20 protein-coding genes and 1 pseudogene are annotated in these 21,027 nt (G+C 35.9%); 17 read left to right on the forward strand and 4 right to left on the reverse strand.

The window, feature by feature from the left end:
- The first annotated feature begins 1,048 nt into the window (after window positions 1-1,048).
- The 3 genes and pseudogenes from LEP1GSC049_RS212675 to LEP1GSC049_RS2000000229285 all read left to right on the forward strand — a co-directional run.
- Entirely contained in the window at window positions 1,049-1,465 is a 417-nt protein-coding gene (locus LEP1GSC049_RS212675) for an acyl-CoA thioesterase (RefSeq protein WP_004752980.1), read from the forward strand.
- Window positions 1,466-1,589: 124 nt separating this feature from the next.
- A complete protein-coding gene (locus tag LEP1GSC049_RS212670) occupies window positions 1,590-2,495 on the forward strand; it encodes a restriction endonuclease (protein WP_016748462.1) in 906 nt (301 codons plus the stop codon).
- A 65-nt stretch (window positions 2,496-2,560) separates the two neighbouring features.
- Window positions 2,561-2,895 (forward strand): annotated as a pseudogene (locus tag LEP1GSC049_RS2000000229285) (hypothetical protein); the annotation flags it as partial.
- 590 nt (window positions 2,896-3,485) lie between these two features.
- Here LEP1GSC049_RS2000000229285 and LEP1GSC049_RS212665 read toward each other — a convergent pair.
- A complete protein-coding gene (locus tag LEP1GSC049_RS212665; protein ID WP_004756887.1) occupies window positions 3,486-4,061 on the reverse strand; it encodes a DUF4256 domain-containing protein in 576 nt (191 codons plus the stop codon).
- Between the two features lie 914 nt (window positions 4,062-4,975).
- Between LEP1GSC049_RS212665 and LEP1GSC049_RS212660 the strand changes: the two genes are divergently transcribed.
- Together LEP1GSC049_RS212660 and LEP1GSC049_RS212655 are read left to right on the forward strand one after the other, a co-directional pair.
- Window positions 4,976-5,788 (forward strand): class I SAM-dependent methyltransferase, encoded by an 813-nt coding sequence (locus tag LEP1GSC049_RS212660; protein ID WP_004763803.1) that lies wholly within the window; start codon window positions 4,976-4,978, stop codon window positions 5,786-5,788.
- Between the two features lie 197 nt (window positions 5,789-5,985).
- Complete coding sequence (locus LEP1GSC049_RS212655) at window positions 5,986-6,750, forward strand: ABC transporter ATP-binding protein (RefSeq protein ID WP_004753339.1); 765 nt, start codon at window positions 5,986-5,988, stop codon at window positions 6,748-6,750.
- On the opposite strand, the gene LEP1GSC049_RS212650 is transcribed toward LEP1GSC049_RS212655, so the two are convergent.
- Together LEP1GSC049_RS212650 and LEP1GSC049_RS212645 are read right to left on the reverse strand one after the other, a co-directional pair.
- The gene (locus tag LEP1GSC049_RS212650; protein WP_004753176.1) at window positions 6,751-7,440 is read right to left on the reverse strand and encodes a hypothetical protein; all 690 of its coding nucleotides are present in this window, start codon (window positions 7,438-7,440) and stop codon (window positions 6,751-6,753) included. It abuts the gene before it with no gap.
- Window positions 7,437-8,561, reverse strand: a complete 1,125-nt coding sequence (locus tag LEP1GSC049_RS212645; RefSeq protein WP_004752990.1) for a tetratricopeptide repeat protein — start codon at window positions 8,559-8,561, stop codon at window positions 7,437-7,439. Before LEP1GSC049_RS212645 ends, LEP1GSC049_RS212650 begins: the two co-directional genes overlap by 4 nt.
- 300 nt (window positions 8,562-8,861) lie before the next feature.
- Between LEP1GSC049_RS212645 and LEP1GSC049_RS212640 the strand changes: the two genes are divergently transcribed.
- The 11 genes from LEP1GSC049_RS212640 (at window position 8,862) to LEP1GSC049_RS212590 (ending at window position 18,188) form a co-directional block, all read left to right on the forward strand.
- The gene (locus tag LEP1GSC049_RS212640; RefSeq protein ID WP_004752935.1) at window positions 8,862-9,491 is read left to right on the forward strand and encodes an ABC transporter ATP-binding protein; all 630 of its coding nucleotides are present in this window, start codon (window positions 8,862-8,864) and stop codon (window positions 9,489-9,491) included.
- Window positions 9,463-10,134, forward strand: coding sequence for a heme exporter protein CcmB (locus LEP1GSC049_RS212635; protein WP_004761265.1), 672 nt, complete (start codon window positions 9,463-9,465; stop codon window positions 10,132-10,134). The genes LEP1GSC049_RS212640 and LEP1GSC049_RS212635 overlap by 29 nt, the downstream gene beginning before the upstream one ends.
- Before the next feature lie 56 nt (window positions 10,135-10,190).
- Window positions 10,191-10,883, forward strand: a complete 693-nt coding sequence (gene ccsA, locus LEP1GSC049_RS212630) for a cytochrome c biogenesis protein CcsA (protein ID WP_004753017.1) — start codon at window positions 10,191-10,193, stop codon at window positions 10,881-10,883.
- A gap of 6 nt (window positions 10,884-10,889) precedes the next feature.
- The gene (locus tag LEP1GSC049_RS212625) at window positions 10,890-12,023 is read left to right on the forward strand and encodes a PP2C family protein-serine/threonine phosphatase (RefSeq protein WP_004753058.1); all 1,134 of its coding nucleotides are present in this window, start codon (window positions 10,890-10,892) and stop codon (window positions 12,021-12,023) included.
- Window positions 12,020-12,877, forward strand: coding sequence for a phosphoribosylaminoimidazolesuccinocarboxamide synthase (locus LEP1GSC049_RS212620; RefSeq protein ID WP_004753180.1), 858 nt, complete (start codon window positions 12,020-12,022; stop codon window positions 12,875-12,877). Before LEP1GSC049_RS212625 ends, LEP1GSC049_RS212620 begins: the two co-directional genes overlap by 4 nt.
- A complete protein-coding gene (purS, locus tag LEP1GSC049_RS212615; protein WP_004753302.1) occupies window positions 12,853-13,101 on the forward strand; it encodes a phosphoribosylformylglycinamidine synthase subunit PurS in 249 nt (82 codons plus the stop codon). Before LEP1GSC049_RS212620 ends, purS begins: the two co-directional genes overlap by 25 nt.
- Window positions 13,098-13,757 carry a phosphoribosylformylglycinamidine synthase subunit PurQ gene (purQ, locus tag LEP1GSC049_RS212610; RefSeq protein ID WP_004753198.1) on the forward strand — a complete coding sequence of 220 codons (660 nt, stop codon included), beginning with the start codon at window positions 13,098-13,100 and terminating at the stop codon, window positions 13,755-13,757. The genes purS and purQ overlap by 4 nt, the downstream gene beginning before the upstream one ends.
- Window positions 13,758-14,715: 958 nt before the next feature.
- Entirely contained in the window at window positions 14,716-15,735 is a 1,020-nt protein-coding gene (locus tag LEP1GSC049_RS212605; protein WP_004752904.1) for a cytochrome-c peroxidase, read from the forward strand.
- A 32-nt stretch (window positions 15,736-15,767) separates the two neighbouring features.
- On the forward strand, window positions 15,768-16,085 hold the full coding sequence (locus LEP1GSC049_RS212600) for a methylamine utilization protein (RefSeq protein WP_004757054.1): 318 nt from the start codon (window positions 15,768-15,770) through the stop codon (window positions 16,083-16,085).
- A complete protein-coding gene (locus tag LEP1GSC049_RS212595; RefSeq protein ID WP_000666509.1) occupies window positions 16,085-16,444 on the forward strand; it encodes a c-type cytochrome in 360 nt (119 codons plus the stop codon). The genes LEP1GSC049_RS212600 and LEP1GSC049_RS212595 overlap by 1 nt, the downstream gene beginning before the upstream one ends.
- A gap of 31 nt (window positions 16,445-16,475) precedes the next feature.
- On the forward strand, window positions 16,476-18,188 hold the full coding sequence (locus LEP1GSC049_RS212590) for a methyl-accepting chemotaxis protein (protein ID WP_016748465.1): 1,713 nt from the start codon (window positions 16,476-16,478) through the stop codon (window positions 18,186-18,188).
- A 647-nt stretch (window positions 18,189-18,835) separates the two neighbouring features.
- Here LEP1GSC049_RS212590 and LEP1GSC049_RS212585 read toward each other — a convergent pair.
- The gene (locus LEP1GSC049_RS212585; RefSeq protein WP_004763801.1) at window positions 18,836-19,921 is read right to left on the reverse strand and encodes a WD40/YVTN/BNR-like repeat-containing protein; all 1,086 of its coding nucleotides are present in this window, start codon (window positions 19,919-19,921) and stop codon (window positions 18,836-18,838) included.
- A 628-nt stretch (window positions 19,922-20,549) separates the two neighbouring features.
- On the opposite strand from LEP1GSC049_RS212585, the gene LEP1GSC049_RS212580 reads away from it, so the two are divergent.
- Complete coding sequence (locus LEP1GSC049_RS212580; RefSeq protein WP_004753269.1) at window positions 20,550-20,972, forward strand: MAPEG family protein; 423 nt, start codon at window positions 20,550-20,552, stop codon at window positions 20,970-20,972.
- The last annotated feature ends 55 nt before the right edge of the window (window positions 20,973-21,027 follow it).

Genomic DNA, 21,027 nt, shown 5'->3' on the forward strand with positions numbered 1-21,027 from the left:
AAAAGAAACGTCCAACCCGAATCCTTGGTTTTGATCCAAAATAGTAATTTGGTGTCAAACTATGGACGTGGGATTTCTGTTCGAGATCCGACCTGTGTTGTTCGTTTGATCTCTAACGATTGATATTTTGTAAAAAATGTGGGATTACGATTCAAAATTTAAAGATTTCTAATATACAGTGGTTCCGACTTGATTTGGATGCAAGTTTATTGGATTTTATATGAGTTCCCACAGATAGAACCGCATTGCGAATTTTTGACAGTGGTAGTTCCTACATTTCCAGAATTTAACTGTCAAACCTGGGTCTATGGAAGTAGTTCCCACAAATTACGTCACATTGTGAATATACTTTTTTGTAATAGTTCCCACGGATTACGTTTCATTTTTCTTTTAGTTCAGAAATTTTTGAATGAACTTACGCTTTTTAACGTGAGTTCATTTATGATTTATTTTTCTGAAAAAGTTGGAATTTGAAACTTTACAGGTTGTACCACCTTAAGTGTGGGAACTACTGCAAATCACGATTTTACGAACCAATTCTAAAATTGTAGGAACTCATATTTAGAAAATTCTTTTTTATTTTCTTATGCTGAACTCAAGTTATTTAATTTCTATGGAAGAATGAATTCATAAAAGGGATTCTTGTGATGGATATACGTTTTCCTATCATTATAGCGCGTTTGGTCTTGTATAAAAAATGAGGTAGTTCCCACAATTTACAGAATCTTATAATAACGTGAGTTTGACGTAAGAAAATCTGGGCGAATAAAAAACTCAGAGCTGCTTTTGCAGCATAATAATCGCTTTCGCATTTTATACCGAACCCACATTATAATAGGATTCGAAAAGTTCTATTTAACGGTTCTGAGTAGTAGAAGCGATTCAGACTTTACAGGAAAATCAGATTTTTCTAATATTCCAGTTGCACTGGTTTCTCAGTAGAAAAAATTAGAATAGAAAATGAATTTATTTAAAAAAATACAAAACCACTTTGGAATTGATTTTTGATGGATTTAAGTTTAATGATTTATTTACAATTGAGGCAGTTATGAATTCACAATTAAAGGAATTTACTTACGAGATTCCAGTTCTTTGGAGTCAATGTGATCCTAACGGACATTTGAATGTTGGAAATTTTCAGGTGTTTCTTCATGAAGGTAGAATGGTCGCTTTAGAAGAAGCAGGTTATAGTTATGAAAAAATGAGAGAAGAAAATATCGGCCCGATGATTCTGCGATCGGAAACTGATTACAAAGCCGAAATCCGTTATCCGGAGGGGGTGATTGTAGTCACAAGTTTCGGAGAATTAAAAGGTTCTCGTTGTAAAATTTTTCAAAAACTCATTCGAAAATCGGACGGCAAAATCGCTTGTGAATCCGTCTCGGATTGTATCTTATTCGATTTTTCTAAAAAAAGACCTTGGAAATATCCTGATTCTTTGCTCGTCGCTTTTGGTGCTAAGTGAACTATAAGATCTTTTTGGATTTCAATAAGTAAGATCATTTTTGTTATGATGGTTTAAACAAAACGATGGTTGTCGTAAAAATGCAGTTAGGCGGGATTTTATTAAAAATGTTAGAGAGTGAAATATGAGTATTCCAGATTTTCAAAGTGCTATGTTACCTATATTAAAGATACTGAATGAGAAAAGAGAGTCGAGTACTTCTACGATACGTGACGGAGTTGCAATTGTTTTTAAAACAACTGAACAAGAAAGACGTGAATTATTACCTTCTGGAAAAACTAGAATTTTTGACAATAGAGTAGCATGGTCAATCACTTATCTTAAAATGGCTGGTCTTATTCAATCACCTAAGAGATCGTTTTATTCAATTACAAATGAAGGAAGTCAATTTCTAAAAACTAACCCTGAACGAATTGATAATAATGTTTTACAACAATTTGAATCCTTTCAAGAGAAAAGATTCAAAGCAAGTGCGCTTCAAGGAGATAGTTTAGGAGTAAATGAATATATCCAAACTCCTGATGAAATGATGGAAACTGGGTATAGTAAAATAAGAAAAGATTTAGCAGAAGAATTACTCAATAAAATCAAATCTTGTAATCCGTATTTCTTTGAATCTATAGTATTAGATTTGTTGATTAAACTTGGATATGGGGGATCTGATGAAAAGAATAAAAAAGTAACAAAGAAATCAAATGATGAAGGAATAGACGGAATTATTAAAGAAGATAAGCTCGGGCTTGATTTAATTTATGTTCAAGCAAAGAAGTGGGAAAATCCAGTTAGTGGTACTGAAATTCAAAAATTTGCTGGAGCCTTACAAGTTCAAAGAGCTAAAAAAGGGGTTTTTATTACAACTTCTATGTTTACTACAAATGCTCGTGAGTATGTTTCTAAAATGGATTCAAAAATTGTGTTAATTGATGGCGCTGAACTTACTGATTTGATGATTGAGTATAATGTTGGTGTATCAACAAAACAAACATATGAAATTAAAAAAGTAGATTTAGAATATTTTAATGAGGATTAATAATATCGCCTAACTTTGATTTATTGCATATTGCGGAGGACGGTATTGTCTCTGTGAGAGATGACATGAATGGGTTCAAAAAAGTTGGTCAAATAAAAGTTTTCACTTTCCAAAACCTTGAAGCTCTTTATTTTGAAAAGGAATGTAATTGTTTCGTTTCTACTCATTCTAAACAGAAGTCTATTAGAGTTGTTGAAAAATTCCATAGTGAAGATTCGTAAAATTGCTTCAATTATCCATTTCAATACAACAAAAACAGATGAAGAATTCATTTTTCAACAACTCTATTGAAAATATTCCTGGTTTGAATCATACTGCTACTTTACTATCTGGTTTTCTTGAATTGAGTAATGTAAATATAGGAGAAGAGCAAGTAAATTATTTAGAACTAATTCGTTTTTACAATCTTATTTACGATACTCTGACTCGTTTAGACCCGAATTTCGCGGGAGTTTATAAAACTCAAGTTTACGATCCAAAATATGTCGATTCTCTAAATACTGATTTAAAATAATGTGAATTCGGTTTAAGAAAATCTTGGCGAATCCGGCTTGCCATAGGCAGCCGGACCGGACTCTTTGCTCTGGTCAATAAATTGCATGAAAGAAACGTAATACTACATATCGTCTTTAGATTCAATTTATTGACCCCGCATCGATCCCTTTCGCGTTATACCGAACTTACATTAAAATAATGTAAGGTGATCACTTCGATCTTCTGTTTTATTCCAGGACTTTGGATTTTGTTCTTGTTCACTCAAGTTTTTATACATTAGAGTTTTTGAAAAAATCCATATATACAAACGATTGGATCTATTCGTTTTAACAAAAAATAGAAGAAAATTAACACTATTTTGTTTGGTAACTCGATTTTATGGAGATGCTCGTTTAAATTTAACCCCAACTTTTTCCGCACAAATACTCGAGTTGCACAAAGTTATCCGATTAATTGTCATTAGTCGAAATAATTCATTGTAGGACTGTAGAAAATTTAGACTCTTAGCGAACCTCGGAATCCTCTGACGGCATAATAAGATTCTGCACCATTATGATATACAAAAACATGTCCGTAACGGAAATCAGCAAAGATGGCTCCACCTAGTTTTCTAATATCAGAAGGTGTTTTTATCCAACTTGATGTTTTTGTATCGAACTTTCCGAATTTCTGTAACTCTCGATATTGTTCTTCTGCTAAAATTTCAATACCCATGGAAGTAGCCATATCAAGAGCGTTATCTTTTGGCTTATGTTCTTTTCTTGATTCTAATGCTTCTCGATCGTAACAAACACTTCTGCGGTCTTTAGGGCTTTCTGCTGAACAATCATAAAAAATGTATTCGCCCGTTTTTTGATCATAAGCTATAACATCCGGTTCACCGCCAGTTTTTTCCATTTCATTGAGAGACCACAGTTTTTCAGAGTTGGCTTCCAGCCTTGCTTTTATTTTAGTCCATTCAAGATCCTTGTGACGATTCATGTTTTTTGTAAAACGGTCTTTTAGTATGATGAGTAGTTTTTCGCGTTGTTCTGATACTAACTCCTTCTTATTCCTATTTACTTTGCTCATACTTTTATATGATTTCTGTCGAATCGATGTGTCAAGCGTATCCCAATATAACTTTATTTCAAAAGTTTACTAACTGATACTTTACCACTGCTTTCAAGTGAAACTGAATGTTTGTATCGAAATCAAATTTGAATCATAATTTAACTTGAGTAACTCGAAAGGGATCGATGCGGGGAAATCAGCAGAACATACTTTTAAACTAAAGTCGTCTTGCTTCTTGAACTCAATGCATTGTTCTGGAAACTCAGCAAACGCTTTCTAAACTGAAACTAAAGACGATTGTTGTATCATATTTTCTGCATGCAATTGATTGATCAGAGCGAAGAGGCTTGCTGGTGACAGTTGAATTCACCTGATTTTTTTAGGTCGAACTCACGTTAATTTAAATCAATGATTTTGTTTGTGTTGTGATTACAATTACTCATAACTATATAATAAAGTACCTAATATTTTACATAGAATCAGCTTTTTGCGATAGAATTAACGGTACTTAATTTTATAGAGATCAGTAAAAGCAAAGATTTTGGAAATTAAAGTTCTTGATTCAATTTTACTTTTAAACGGTATGTAATTGGAAATTACTAGAATTTATCAAAAACACTTTATCTTTGGTTAAAATGTCGATTCTAAGATATTTTTGAGATGGCTTCTGCTCAAACGTGTGAAAATGGGATCGGAAATGAACAGTCGATTTTAAGAATAGAGTTTTTGAAGAATGAATTCTCCATCTGTTTTTCGTTGTTTAAAATAGACAATGAGCAGTTTTGTTAATCTGAATTATGAGACTCGAATATTCAAAAGTTCTCAAAAATTGAGTATAACCAGGATTGTGTTTTATGATGGTGTTGTCGGATATGTATTGTATTCCCGTATTTTTGCTGGTAAATATAGAAGGGCCACTAAAATTTTGAATCATGTTTAATCCATTATCTTCCGTAGAACCTTGGTCTCTAGTTGCAGAAGGATATACTAAATCCACCAAACAATTCTTAGAAGGTTATGCCTTAAAAGCGATAGAGTTGATGGGCTTGAAATCGGACTGTGTAGTTTTAGACGTAGCAGCAGGTCCGGGGACCCTTTCTATTCCACTTGCAAAAAACGTAAAGGAAGTTTATGCGATCGATTTTTCGATTCCTATGCTCGAACAACTAAAAAATGGAATAAAGGAAGCAAATGTTCAAAACGTTTTCACTTACGTTATGGATGGGCAGAAGTTGGAATTTGAGAGTGATCGTTTTGATGCAGCTTTTTCCATGTTCGGTCTAATGTTTTTTCCTGATAAGTTGTTGGGTCTAAAAGAAATTCATAGAGTATTAAAACCAAAAGGTAAGATTGCGGTTTCTAGTTGGGCTCCGATTTCTAATTCTACTTTAATGCAATGTCTTTTTGGTGCTCTTCGAAAAGCAAATCCTGAAATACCCTCTCCCCAAACAAACGTAGAAAGTTTTGAAAATCCGGATTTTATTCGGGATCATTTTTGTTCTTCTGGTTTTAAAGAAATCGAAATCGTTTCTTTTTCTAATTCGATCAAAGTCGAAAATATTCAAGGATTTTTGAATATGATGATTGAAGGAAGTGCACCTATACAACTGATGAAAAGTAAACTGGAAGAATCCGTTTGGAAAGAAAAAGAAAAAATTATGTTTGATTATCTTTCGGAACAACTTGCTCTACTTCCAATTTCACTTTCTTCGGAAGCGTTCATTACGATCGCTAAAAAATCTTAGTATCCTTTTATTTTTAGTTCTATCTATTTCAGATTCAACCAGGAACTACAACAGAATCGTTTTACTTTTTCAAAAAAACTTTTTTCGTAACGTAATAGTTCCTACAAACATCAGAGCGAATATCTTTTACGATGTAATAGTTCCCACATTTTTAAGAATTCTTGTTTAAAAAAGAGGAGCATTCTACTTTGTAAGAAATGCCTAGTTCCGATAAAGCCATAGAAATTCAAAAATTAAATCTCCGGTTGGGTCAGAGGACGATCTTAGATACGATTTCGTTCGAAGTGAATTCTGGAACGATACTCGGAATTTTAGGACGCTCCGGTTCGGGTAAAACTTCTCTTTTCCGAGCGATTTTAGGAGTTCCTACAACTACCAATCTAGAACAAAGCGGATCGATTTATTTTTTCGGGAAGGACCGAAAGGAAATTCCGATCCATCACTTACAACCAGTTTTTCAAGATCCTGTCGGAAGTTTCAATCCTACCTGGTCTTTGGAAAAAGCTTTGAAAGAACCACTCCGAATTTTAGGAGGAGAAGTCGCAAATAGGGGAGAGGCTTTTTTTCCGTATTTACTCGAATCTTTTCGGTTGGCAAATAAAGATCTCAATCGAAATGTTCTTTCTTTTTCCGGAGGTGAACTACAAAGGGCGGCGATTCTTCGTGCGCTTCTCACGGAACCTAAAATTCTTTTTTTGGACGAAGCGTTAGGCGCCTTGGATCCAATCCTTTTGAACGAGGTGTTACAATTTTTAAAAAGAATTTCTGGAGAAAGGAAAATTACGATTTTATTAATTACTCATAGTTTGAGAACGGCTCAAAAATTTTGCAATCAAATTGGAATATTAGAAAAAGGTAAATTACTGGATTTTGGGGCAACGGAAGAAGTTTTTACGAATTATAAAAGTTCTTTTACGGGGGAACTCATTCGTGCGATCGATTTGAGTTCCCTCCGCGTTTGATCAGATGTCGATCTGATAGAGATTTTTTCTGTCTTTTTTGTCTTTGTAAAGTGCGATCATAATATCGATTCGGTAGATCGAAGATCTGAGGCTGGACTCTAAAAGCCTAAGCGCTTTGATCTGATTTTCCAAAGAAATATCAGCCACTTTTGTGTTCTCTATTTTGTCGAATCTTTCGAGTCTGACCTGAGATGCCAATACATCCGGAGGAGAGAAAATCAGTCTTTTGTTTTCAAAAGCGAATTCGTATTGAATTCTTTTTTTCTCCGAGGCAAGTTCAACTTCCTTGATTTTGCCGGCCTCAAACTTGAAACGAACATACTTGAGTAAGTTACTCTCGTAACCTTCGTCGAAAGTAAAAGGAATGTCTTCCGTGACGATTGTTTGCACCTTTTCCAGTTCCGGTCTCAGAATTACGAGAAGAGAATGTTTCTTCTCCAAATCCGTAAGCCTTTCGTTGATCGTGGCTTCCAGATCTCTGACTATTTTCTGAAGGGATTTCGTGTAAGAACTTCCTTGTTCAGAAAATACATCGGCACGACTCAGGTCTGCTTGTCCTTTCTCTTTATTCTGCGCAAATGCAGGAACGTTAAGGAGGATAAACAAGATTGTGAGCCAGGTGATTTTTTTCATAAATTCCTCCAGGCTCAAGATAAAGGAAGAAAATTGAAAAAAGCAAACCTTTTTCATTCGTTTTTGTTTTCTTCTTCCAAGGATTTGATTTCGGCGAAACGTTGTGCGAGATCTCTTCTTCTTTCGATCACCTTATATGAAAATTCGGAAAAGAATGGATCGTTCGGATATTTCAAAAGTTGCTCATATTGATCTGCAGCCGTGACATAATCTCCTACTTTGCTGGCGGTTTCGGCGTAGTAGAAATGAAACTTTTTATTATACTGTTTTTTTTGTCCTAAATCGTCTACAAGTTCGGTATTCTTAAATATTCTGTAGGCGTATAAATCTTTAGAGGAAAGTAGTTCGATTCTGGCTCTTCCCAATCTTGCGTCTGGGCTTTGTTCGTCTATTTTTGCAGCTTCTTTAATATAGATCAATGCACGATTTCTGAGATCGGTTCGAATGTAGTGATCCGCCAATAGTAATAGTGCTTCGGTATGAAATTTGTTCAAACTGACCGCCTTTTTCCATAAAATGGTCGCGTTGATCGGTTCTCTTACGATTTCATATAACGTTCCTAAATGAATAAAGGTTCTGTAATATTCAGGAATCTCAGCGCTTGCATATTCAAATTGGATAATGGATTTCTGATATTTTTTTTCCAAATGATATGCCCTTCCTAAATTGTATCGAAACGGAAAAAATTTTGGATCGAATCGAATTCCTTCTTCAAACATAGTGATTGCTTTGAGTCTATCTTCGGTTTTTCCTTTTTCTAATAATAATACCGCTTCGTTGTTAAAAAGACCTGAGTTTAGAATTTCCTTTCCTTCAAATTGAAAACTTCCTTGAGAAGGAGGTGGATCTCCTTTCCAATTTCTTCCCGCGGTGAGTATAAAATCCTGTTCCGTTCTTAAAAAGGAACCGTCGTTGTAATACTCGGGTGAAAGTATTTCGTTTTCTCCCCAGAGTAATCCTGAGTAGTATTGTCCCCCGATTTGTATTTGTGCTTCGATTGTCTGATCAGTAAAAGCAAAAACGAATAAGAAATAAAAAAGGATCTTCTGAAAGTAGGAATGAAAAACAAATTGAAAGAAAGAAAAATTGATTTTTTTTAAATCGTTTAAAATGCAATTTAGAATCAGGTTTGAACAACTCAGTTTATAGAATCGTAAACGAACTGGGTTCAAATACAAAAAATGGTTCGTAACTTTAAGCCAAAACTTTCTGGACTTTCGGTTTTGTAAAACTTGAGAACTCTCATGTAATTTTAAGATCATTCTAAAATGTGGGAACTCCCATAAAAGGATCGGGGAATGTGGACGGTTCCGCTCTTAGAGAAAATTTCTCCTTTTTATTGTGGGAACTACCACAAAATTCAATTTTTAAGATCGTAAAATGTAATTCAAAGTTTCCTTTCAAAACGATTCGGAGAATTCACACACTAAAAAACGATTTGTAAATTCCAATTCCAAAGAGACCTTGACATCATTCAGATGCCTCCCGCGCTTTTTGTTTGCAAAGATCTATCTTATTCTATCGGAAAAAAAAGAATTCTCAAACAGGTATCATTTTCTATTTTCCGTGGAGAAATCGTTCTTCTGAGAGGGGATAATGGAGTTGGTAAAACCACTCTTCTTCGAGCAATTCTCAATCATGATCGTCATAAAGATTGTATTCTATTTTCCGATCTAAATTCTAAAATCTCTTATCTAGGACATGAACTTGGGCTTTATACTTCCCTTAACCTTGAGGAGAATCTTCGTTATTTTCTTTCCATTGCTAAAATCCAATATTCGAAAGAAAAAGTAGAAATACTTCTGAGAGCCTTTCAACTTTGGACGAGAAGATTGGATCCGATTTTTACTTTCTCAAGAGGAATGAAACAAAAAGCGGCTTTAGTTCGTACACTTTTAACCGGAGGAGATTTAATTCTTTTGGATGAACCTTTTACAGCTCTGGATCGATCCGGATTAGAAACCGCGATTCGTCTTTTAAACGAATATTCTCAAAATTCCGCGGTTCTTATGGTAACTCATGACCCCGGAATTTCTTTCGGACGACGTACTATTTCTTTCACTTTAAAGGAGGGAAATCTTGAAACTTCTATTCTCTCTTCTTCATAAGGAATTTCTGTTATTAGGAAAAGCGATCAACGGAATTCTTTCCGTCTTAGTTTTGATCACTTCAATCGTATTCATTTTTAATTATGCGTTGGAACAGACTGGCAGATTGGACCGCCAAACCTTGATCGGAATCAAATGGTCGGTTTTGTTTCTTACATCATACGTCTTTATTGGTCAATCTGCTTGGGAGGAAAGAGAAAGTGGAGGAGGTAGAATCAGTTCTCTTTTTCTTCCCGTTTGGATGCGTTTTCTTTCTAAGTCTCTGGTTGTATTTGTCGGGCTTTCCATTGCGGCGATCTACTTAATGATTTTATTATCCGTTTTTTTTCAGGCCTTCCCCCTAGATTGGAAAGATTTATGTGTAAACTTGATTTTTTTATTACCTGGAACTCTCTGTATTTCTTTTTTGGGAGTTGCACTCAGTCATATCAGTGATTCTTCCCGATTGAAGGAAATTCTACTTCCTCTTTTGATGATTCCATTTACGATTCCGATTTTACTTTTTGGAATGGAAGCGGAAAGAAAATTAGAAAGACTTCCTGTTTTTGATCCGGTTCCAGGCCTTTCCATCTTACTTTCGTTTTGTGTTTTTTACGCAGGAATCGGAATTCTACTTTTGGAACTTTCCGGAGACGAATCCTGAACGATCCAAGAATCTTTCTTGATTCCACCGACATTCCTACAAATACTTTATTTCGTATGAAAATCAGAATCGCCCATCCTTTTTGGGATTGGGTTTTATCCGGAGTTTTTTTAATCGGTTTTCCGATCGTAGTTTTATTCTCGCTGAATTATCCGAATGTGATTTTACAACAAGGAACCGCTCACCGGATCTTTTACTTTCACGTTCCGGTCGCATGGGTCGCTCTTTATGGTCCTATCTTTTCACTGATTTTTGCGGTTCTTTATCTGATTCGTAAGGAATCTAAATGGGATCTACTTTCTCTTTCTGCAAACCAAATCGCTCTTTTATTTGCCGTAGGAGTTATTTTTTCGGGTAGGATTTGGGCCGCAAGTGCCTGGGGAGTTCCTTGGGACAAAACGGACGCTCGTCTTCAGTCCTTTACGGTTTTATTTATTAGTTTAATTGCATATTTTGTTTTTAGAATATTAATCACGGACGCTTCCAAAAAAAAGGTTTTTTCGGCTTTTTTAAGTATTTTATGCGCGGTGAACGCGGTAATTACCTGGGGGGCGATTCGTTGGATAGACAATCCTGGAAATCATCCAGAATCGATTATGGGCAAGGGTGGAATGGATTCCGACATTCGTCTGAGTTTTTGGCTGGGGGTTCTTGCCTATCACGTTCTGTTTTTAGTTTTATTTCGTTTTGTTTATCGTTTGTGTAAGATCGAAGATCTGAGAGAAAATCTGCCGGAAAGGGAAGCGTAAAAAATCTTGTCCTCAACTCCGAATTACAGTAGTCATACGGTCTTAGCGGTGGACGATTCCGAAATCAATTTGAAGTTGATCGTTCATACACTCCAACCTTTTGGTTTTCAGATTTTTACCGCGGAGTCCGCTGCAGACGCGCGTAACGTTCTTCTTACCAATCGTGTAGACGTTCTTTTGTTGGACGTAAGTATGCCTGATCAAGACGGTTTTTCGTTTTGTAGAGAACTGAGAGAAATAGAAAGATTTAAACTTCTTCCTATTCTGTTTATTACAGGAATTAATCGCGAAGTTGGTTTTGACGAAGCGATTTCTCACGGAGGTGACGATTTCATTCAGAAACCGTTTCAACCTAAAGAATTGATCGCAAAGATACGGGCTTTTATTCGGATTAAAATTCTTCAGGACGAACTTTTAGAACAGAAAAAAAATTACGAAAGAGAATTGATCATGGCCAGAAAGGTTCAACAGGAACTTCTTCCTGAAAAAGAACTGGAATGGAACGGAGTTAGTTTGAGTACGATCTTTCAACCTTTGATGCAGATCGGTGGAGATTATACGGACGCTTGGATCGAAGATGATTCTCTTCATATTTTTATTGCGGATTGTTCCGGCCATGGTCCTTCTGCGGCCTTACTTGCTGCGATGCTTAAGATGCAGGTTTCTAGTCTTTCTCCGGATCAAAGTTTGCAAGAAAAGGTTCGGACTCTTCGTCATAATTTAGAAAAAATTCTTCCGGATGAATTTTCAATTACGTTCTTTTATGGAATTTTACATAAAGATTTGAGTTTCGAATATTCGAACGGTGGTCATCCTTCTCCTATGCTCTACCAAAACGGAGAGGTTTCGATTCTTCCCGGAATGGGTCCTTTGATCATTCCGATTGAAATCAACGTTAAGGAAGAATTTAAATTCGTTCAACTTGAGAAAGGCTCTTATATGCTTCTTTACACGGACGGTGCGACTGAAATTAGCGATAAGAGTATGAACATTCTCGGAGAAGATAAACTAAAGAAAATATTTCAAGAATCCGTTTCTACGGGTGGAGATATTTTGGTTTCTATGATGGAATCGATTCTTGCACATTCGGACAGAGGTACAAACGACGACGATATTGCTATGATGGTGTTGAAATTATGAATCCTTCTTACAGAGGGAAGGTCAGGGATATTTACGATCTAGGAGATAAATTGATTCTTTCTTCTTCGGATCGTATTTCAGCGTTTGACGTTGTGTTTCCGCAACTGGTTCCGGACAAAGGAAAAGTTTTAAACCGGATTTCTGTTTCTTGGTTTGAATTTTTTAAAGACGTTCCTAATCATATTTTAGAAACGGACGTGAAATATTTTCCGATTCCGTTTCAAAATCATCCTGATTTAGAAGACAGATCGGTTCTTGTAAAGAAGTGTAAACGAATCGACTACGAGTGCGTTGTGCGTGGTTATATTGCGGGTTCTGGTTGGAAAGAATATAAAAATGCCGGAACTCTTGCTGGAATCAAACTTCCGTCCGGTCTTAAAGAATCTCAAAAACTTCCAGAACCTGTTTTTACTCCTGCAGTTAAAAATGATCAGGGACACGACGAGAATATTTCGGAAAAAGAGATGGAGAATCGAATCGGTAAAGAACTGTTCGATATACTGAAAGAAAAATCGATTTCCATTTTCTTACGCGCTTCTGAAGTGGTAGATAAGGCGGGAATCATTCTTTGTGATACCAAATTTGAGTTTGGAATTTTGGACGGTCGGGTGATTCTGATCGACGAGCTTTTGACTCCGGATTCTTCCCGATATTGGTCTACGGATACATATTCCGTTGGAATTTCTCCTCCTAGTTTGGATAAACAGATTCTTAGAAATTATCTGGAAACTACGAGCTGGAACAAGATGCCTCCCGCGCCTAATCTCCCGGCGGAACTTATCCAAGAGTTGAGAGAAAAATACCAGAAGATAGAGGACCTCGTTCTTTCATGTACATCGCAAAAATCCAAGTAGTTCTCAAAGAATCCGTTTTAGATCCGCAAGGAAGTACGGTTAAAAAAGTTCTTTCTGAAGTCGGAGAAAAATCGGTTCAGGACGTGAGAGTTGGTAAATACATTGAACTCAAAATAGACGCTCCGAGCGAAGAAGCCGCTAGAAAGGACGTAGAAAGACTTTGTGATAAGATTTTAGTCAATCATATTATAGAAACATATTCTGCGAATATTCAAAAAATATGAAAGTAGCGGTAATCACTTTTCCGGGTTCTAATTGTGATTCGGATATTTATCGAGTTTTAAAAGATCAATATAACGCCGAAGTGGATCGGATTTGGCATAGAGATGGGCTCGACAAAAAGTACGAACTTGTAATATTGCCTGGCGGTTTTTCTTACGGGGATTATCTTCGTTCCGGTGCGATGGCTGGTTTTTCTCCGGTGATGAAATCCGTTAAGGAACACGTGGATAAGGGCGGAAAACTTTTCGGGATCTGTAACGGGTTTCAGATTTTAACCGAAGCGGAATATCTTCCGGGCGCACTGATAAGAAATAAAACTCTCAAATATATCTGTAAAACGGTGATTTTAAAAAAAGGTTCCGCCGGAAATTCTGTGACGGCTTCTATGGATGTTCGTAAGGAATTGAAAATTCCGATTGCTCACGCGGATGGTTGTTATTACGCTACTTCAGACGTTCTTAAGCAGCTTGAGGATGAGGATAGAATTTTATTCCGTTATTCTGGGGAGAATCCAAACGGTTCTCTGGATTCGATTGCTGGGATTACTTCTAAAAATTTCAAAATTATAGGGATGATGCCTCACCCGGAAAGAGCGATGAATCCAATTACCGGTGAAATGGACGGTAAAATAGTTCTGGATTTGATCTTGGGGGCTTGAAGTCGTTTTTAGAAAAGACTCTTTACTTGAGCTTTTTATGGATCTGATTTTTTTTCGAAAGTTAACTTTGATAGTAAGAATTACGACGTTCACGTAGCTTGGTGAAGATTTACTAAAAGTCTACCCAAAAACTTAGAATCATTATCTGTGAATTCTCAATAGAATTGTGTTAGTTCTCGCATGATTATTATAAGTTTCTGTTTTTTTAAACCGTTTCATCTTTAAATTTCTGCGGTAGTTCCCACATTTCAAAGTTTTGCTGTAAAATCTAGAATTGTGTTAGTTCCCACATGATTGTGAAACTAAAACATATCCGTCTTCGACAAGATTTAGAACAGGCTCCGAGTCGGAACTCATGACCAGAATCTCAAAAATAAATCGATTACAATTCTATTATAAGTTTACAATGGGAAGTGGTAGTCCTACAGATTTTGTCTTTTGGAATAACGTGTTTGACCATGTATAAAAAATGAGGTAGTTCCCACAATTTTCGACCTTAAGTTTCAAGTTAGGCTTGATTGATCGTTGTGTGAGTTCCCACAAATTAAGTCTCTTTTGGTTCGTTTTACGATTTTGAATCATATTTTTAAAACTAAAATTTTACAGTAGTTCCTACATTTTCAAAAAGACCCTATTCTAACGTAAGTTCGGTCACGATTCATTTTTATGAAGAAAGTAGGGATTTAAACTTTTGCAGATTAATTTCTAAAATGTGGGAACTAACACAAATCACGATTTTACGAACAAATTCTAAATTGTGGGAACTCATACTTTAAGAAAATTCTTTCCAATCTTCTGAAACTGAACTTTGAGTTGATTGATTCTTTTTTAAGATTTTGAGATAAGTTTCTCGGGATTATAATAATCGATATTCTAAGTTATAAACTAAGTGGATAGGTAGGACTTATTAAAATATTCTAAAAAGATAAAAAGCGGAAACGTTATAAAGGGTGTTAATTTGAATCGAATTTTTCTGGTCACGTTTTTAATTCTCAGCTCACTTTTGATTTTATCTTGCAAAGACGAAAAAAAAGAAGTCGTTCGTAAAGAAGATCCAATAAAAAAAGTAGAAACGGCCTCCTATCCTTTTCCTCCAGATAATTCTCCGACTCCGGAGAGAATTCTACTCGGAAAAACGCTGTTTTTCGATCCGATCGTATCTGGCTCTAATTGGATCAGTTGCGCCTCTTGTCATAATCCCGGACTTGCTTGGACGGACGGACTTAAAACGGCGGTCGGACATAATATGAAGGTTTTAGGAAAAAATACTCCTACGATTCTTAACGGCGCATATGGAAATAAAATGTTCTGGGATGGAAGGGCGGATAGTTTGGAAGAACAGGCTTTGGGACCGATCACTTCTCCGGATGAAATGAACCAGAATATGGAAGAACTTATATTAGAATTAAAGAATATTCCAGAATATAAAAATCTATTTTCCAAGGCGTATCCAAACGAAGAAATTAGCGCGGCGACGATTGGAAAGGCGATTGCCAGTTTTGAAAGAACGATCCTTGCTACGGAGTCGGCTTTTGATCGTTGGAAAAAAGGAAATAAAACCGCGATTTCAGAATCCGCACAAAGAGGTTTTACCCTATTTAACGGAAAAGCAAATTGTTCTTCTTGTCATCAAGGAGAACAATTTTCAGATAATGGATTTCATAACATAGGTTTAAAAAATGCAGTTAAAGAAGTCGGAAGATTTAAAATCGTGCCGGTAAAATCCATGAAAGGCGCTTTTAAAACTCCCGGCTTGCGAGACGTTGCCTTAACGGGGCCGTATATGCACGACGGAAGTTATACAACACTGGAGGAAGTGATCGAACATTACGATCGAGGTGGAGATGAAAAAAATAATTTGGATCCGAATATGCTCGCGCTTAAACTTACGGATCAAGAAAAAACGGATCTTGTAGAGTTTATGAAATCCTTAAATGGTAAAAGGGCTTTGATTGCGGTTCCTGTGTTTCCAAGATAGTATATTATTTATTTATAAATTAGGAGTATTGAATGTTTATTCGGTTTTTAGCGGTTTTTATTTCTTTGGTTTTTTGGGGCGGAAATGTTTCGGCTGCAGAACACGAAGTTGGTCAAAAGAATAAAGGTTTTACTGTAGAATCTTTAAAGATCAAAGTTGGAGACGTGGTAAGTTTTCCAAATTACGATACTTTCTATCATAACGTATATTCTTTGTCGCCCGCGAAAATTTTTGATTTAGGTTCCTATTCTCAAGGGAAAACACAAAAGGTAAAGTTCGAAAAATCGGGTAAGATCACGGTGCAATGTGCGATACATCCAGAAATGAAAATGACTATAGACGTACAATAATGAAAGAATATTCTAAATTTATAATTCTTTTTCTTGTTTCGGCGTCTTTGTTTTCTTTGACGGCTCTGGATACAATGGAAAAATCGGCGGTTCGGGGAAGTATCGTGTTTAGAACTTATTGTGTTCTTTGTCACGGAGAGGCCGCTGACGGAAAAGGACGACTTGCGACTGGAAAAGTTCCTCCTCCTGCAAATCTTACGATTACTAAATTGACTGACGCACAAAAAGAGGAAATCATCAAAAAAGGTGGGGGTGGAGTAAATCGTTCTCCGTTTATGCCTCCTTGGAAGGATGAATTGTCAGAAGAACAAATTAAGGACGTGATTTCCTATATCAATTTCCTTTCGAAATCGAAATGATCGGAAAAAAAGTTTCCGCAATTTTTAGACAGTGAATTTACTCGCTAATATCAGGATTAAAACAAGATTACGTCTCAGTTTCGGCGCTATTATAGGAGTGTTTATTCTTTCTTCGGCTCTGATCGTCTACAATACTTTTGTGTATCGTAAAACGATTCGATCAATGATAGAAAATTCTCAACCTAAGTTCCAACTAATGAATTTGACTTTGGAAAAGTTGATTCTTGCTGAATTGACGATTTCGTCCAAAGTATCCACGATTGACTCTCTTCTTTCCGAAGAGGAATACGAAAAGATTAAAACTCTTTTAGAAGAGATAAAAAAGAGTAACGTTACATTTCGGGAATTTCCTTTGGAAGAGAACGAGCTTGAAAATCTAAAAATTCTCGAAGACGGTATCAAAAATTTTGCTCAATACGCGGAAACGATTCATATATTAGGTAAAGATAATAGACGACAAGAAGCTCAGATTCTTTACGTTCGTGGAGTGAATCCACTGAGTGCTTCTCTTCGTAAGACGGTCAAAACCTTAATCGAGTTTGAAGCGTCTAATTCCCGTAAAAACGAAGACGCGGCAGAATCTCAACTTACCTTTTCTTTGTATATGATATGCGTTCTTTCCCTTCTTTCTTTGGTGGCGGGTATTTTATTTTCCAGATCCATCATACGATCTGTAATGTTTCCTTTAAGAAAGGCGATTCATTTCGCGTCCGAAATACAAAATGGAAATTTGAACAATCGGATTCAGATTGATCGTTTGGATGAGATGGGAGAACTTTTGGAATTCTTAAAGAAAATGGAAGTTTCACTTCGTGAAATCATTGTAGAAGCGAGGATTTCTGTCGAAAACTCTGAAAAAGCTAGTAAAGAATTTTATAAAGTTTCGAAAGAATTTATTTCCACTTCGGAAACTCAGGCAAATGATTCTCAAAAAGTGGCCGATCATATAGATCATTTGAGTACTTTAGTAGAAGCGAATACTTCCGTTATTCTTACTTCTGCGGAACACCTTAGAAATTTGGAAAAGGAAATTCAAAAAAATCTTTCTTCGTTGATCAACGTTACGGAATCTTTGAACTCTTTGGCTTTGCAAGCGAGGGAATCTTCCGATACTGCGTTAAAAGGACAAGAGAAAGTGGATGGGATTCAAAAATCTTTTTTGGAAGTCAAAAGAACCGTTCAAAAGATCAACGAATCTCTTGTTAAGATTGGAGATATTTCCACTCGTACAAATATGCTTGCTCTCAACGCCGCGATCGAGGCGGCAAGAGCTGGAGATCATGGAAGAGGTTTTTCGGTTGTTGCGGATGAAATTTCACAACTGGCTGAGCATACAATGAAAAATACTAGAGAGATTACGGATCTGATCGAATTTACAAGATCTAGTATCGAATCCGGAGACGGAGAAATGAATCAGTTCTCCGATTTTTTTACGATTATCCAAGAAAACGCGTCTAATATGGCCCGTTTTAGTATGCGTTTATTGGAAGATATGAGGACTCAAGAAGCTGGTTTAAATGTTTGTTCTCGTAAGATGTACGAAATCGCTTCGAATATTACGGATTTGGAACATTCTTCTTTAGAAAATAAAAGCGCATACAGTTCTATCAAACAGTCGATTCAGGATCTTTCTCAGGGAGCAAATTTAATTTCTTCCGGTTCTCAAGAAATCAGTTCTGGCGCAAAACGGATCGATGAACAATCCGGTAAAGTAAAACGTCTGATGGAGAAATTTTCGATTTAAAATTTGTTTTTAATAAAATGTTTTTATTTCTTTAATAGAATTGTTGAAAAATAAATTCTCCATCTATTTCTATTTCATGGAAAACGGTCGATTGAATCGGTTTTGTTAATTGAACTATGAAATTTCTCAACAACTCTAATGTAAGTTCGTGTAGGAACTCATGATTCTGAAAAAAATTGGAATCTGAATTTTATAGCCATCTCCTTAAATGTGGGAACTACCACAATTTAAAAAATAGAAATTTATAACAATTGAATCTATTGTATTCAAGTGTGAGAACTATTATAAAACTTAGGTTTGTCTGTAAAATGATGTGGGAACTACCGCAAATCACGGTTTTACGAATCAGTCCTAAAATTGTAGGAATTCATTCTTTTAGAAAATTCTTATCTATTTTTTTACCTAACTAACGTGAGCAGGGCGTTAGAAAACCGGGGCGATGCCATAGGCAGCCGGTAGGGCTCTTTAGCTCTGGTCAATAAATTGCATGCAGGAAACATAATACAACAATCGTCTTTAGATTCAATTTAGAACGCGATCCGTCGAGCGCCAATAGAAGCGAGACGCTGAGTTCGAGAGAGCGTTCTGCTGAACTAACATTAGTTGCAATTCACCTTTGAACAAAATGAAAGGTTGAATAAAAATTTTTAAAAAGAATACAATATACAAGCAGGATTACCGACTGCGTTCGAATAGGAAGTTGTTGTTTTTTTAAGACCCGGATCCATAACGTGGAAGGTAACAAATTCGTCCGTGGATTCATATAACTTTTGTTGATAGGCGATTACGATCTTACCTGCGCCAGCGTCGAAAGTCCCGTCCATCCCTTCAGGTGCAAAAGACAAAGGAACTAAAACCCAATTGGTTCCTCCGTCCACGGTTTTATAAAGTTTGTAAGATTGGGTAGGTCCGTAAAACGCGTATCCGAGTGTTGGATTTAAAAATTTTATCTTTTGAAAAGCTCCTCCAATTAAATTATTGGGAATGGTAGTCCAAACGTTTCCACCGTCTACGGTGTGCACAAGAGAACTTGAATTTATCCAACCGTTGAGTGAATCTAAAAAATGGAATCTACTATTGTAACTAACTGAAGGACCGGTAGAATGAAAAGAATTTCCCGTATCGTTGGAATAATAAATAACTGAATTGGAATAAATTGGTCCATAATTCATATATAAAATTTCTTGCATGGAGTTATATAACAAATCCAGAATTTTAACGTCTTGAGGTAGTGCAGAACGTTCCCAAGATTCTCCTCCGTTTATAGTACGATCTAAAAAAGGAATATTTTTAAAGTTTGTATCTTCCTTTGTGCCGATTCTAATTCCGTTTTGACTATTTAAAAAACGAATCCAATGATAATTACCTGTATTCTGAGGCCCTAAATCAAAAATTCCAAGAGCAGTTGACTCGTATTTCATCGGAGTCCAATTTTGTCCTCCGTTTAAAGTTTTATAATTTACTCTATTATGATTTACTGCATAAATTTCCGATTCCGATTTTATAAAATAATGGAAGTTATATTGGCCAGAAACGACGTAAGTGGGAGTTCGATTCGAAAAACTTCTTCCGTCTTCGCTCCATACAAGAGTTACGTCCGATTTAGAACTCGATTCATAAAATTCCTGACTTTGATAGATGGCTATAATAGAACCAGAAGGAAAAATTTTTATTTCGTTCGCAGTGATTAGGTTAGGTGGAGCATCCGCTGGCGACATACACCAAGCCATCATAAAGTAATCCGTTGAACTTATTTTATTTTCTTTTTCGCAACTAAAGAAAAATAGAATGAATAGAATAGGGGGGATAATGTATTTAAATTTCATTCGATTTGCGAAGTTAGATCCTTTTCTTCTTTAAAGTCATTATAAAATGATACATTTGAAATTTCGCTTATTAAATTTTAAACAGGATCAATTTTTAAATCATCAATGTTTTTTGTTACAATAGTTTGTCTTAATTAGAGTTGTTGAAAAATGAATTCTCCATCTGTTTCTATTCCATGGAAACGAGCAATTGAAATAGTTTTGTTAAACTGAACTATGGAATTTTTCAACAACTCTATTATCTTCATTTTAGTTTATATATTTAAGTATAAAGTCGTTTTTAACTATACACGTTATTTGTGTTTGTTTGTTTGTTAAATTTAACGTGAAAGGATCGATGCTAAGGAACTCAGTAGAATGCTGGAAAAGTGTTTCGTTGAGTTGCTCGCGACGCGGTCACTTGTGACCGAAACGAAGTAAGGCGCCCAGTAAATTATTTTTAAATCTGATTTCAAATATTATACATCTTTTAAATCGGACTTGATTTCAGAATCGTAGTCGATTTTATTCTCCGAAAAAGAATTACGGAGGCGGAATGAATCCTGCAATTGTAGCGTTATTAGGTTTTATATTTTGGACTCTTTTTCTCGGATTGTGTGTGGTAAGTATTCGATCATTTAAGGTGCTTACCGGTTCAAACAAATCGAACGAGTTTCCCGCTGGAATTAAACACGGAAGCGAATTTTATTGGAGGCTCAACCGGGCTCATATCAATTGTATCGAGAATCTTCCCATTTTCGGAATTTTAGTTTTGATCGGAGTTTTTGCAGGAGTTTTAGACGATCGTTTTGAACTCGCGACTCAGATCATTTTAGGAGCGAGAATTTTTCAGACTCTTTCGCATCTAAGTTCTGGTTCCGTGCTTGCGGTGAATGCACGTTTTACAGGTTTTATGATTCAATACGGATGTTTTCTATATCTTCTTTGGCATATTCTGCATAGTACTCAAATCATCTAAGAATCGAAAGTTGTTTCAAGAGACAGAAGTTGTCCGATTCTTTCTTTTGAAACAA

The sequence above is a fragment of the Leptospira kirschneri serovar Cynopteri str. 3522 CT genome (assembly GCF_000243695.2).
Taxonomy (GTDB): Bacteria; Spirochaetota; Leptospiria; order Leptospirales; family Leptospiraceae; genus Leptospira; species Leptospira kirschneri.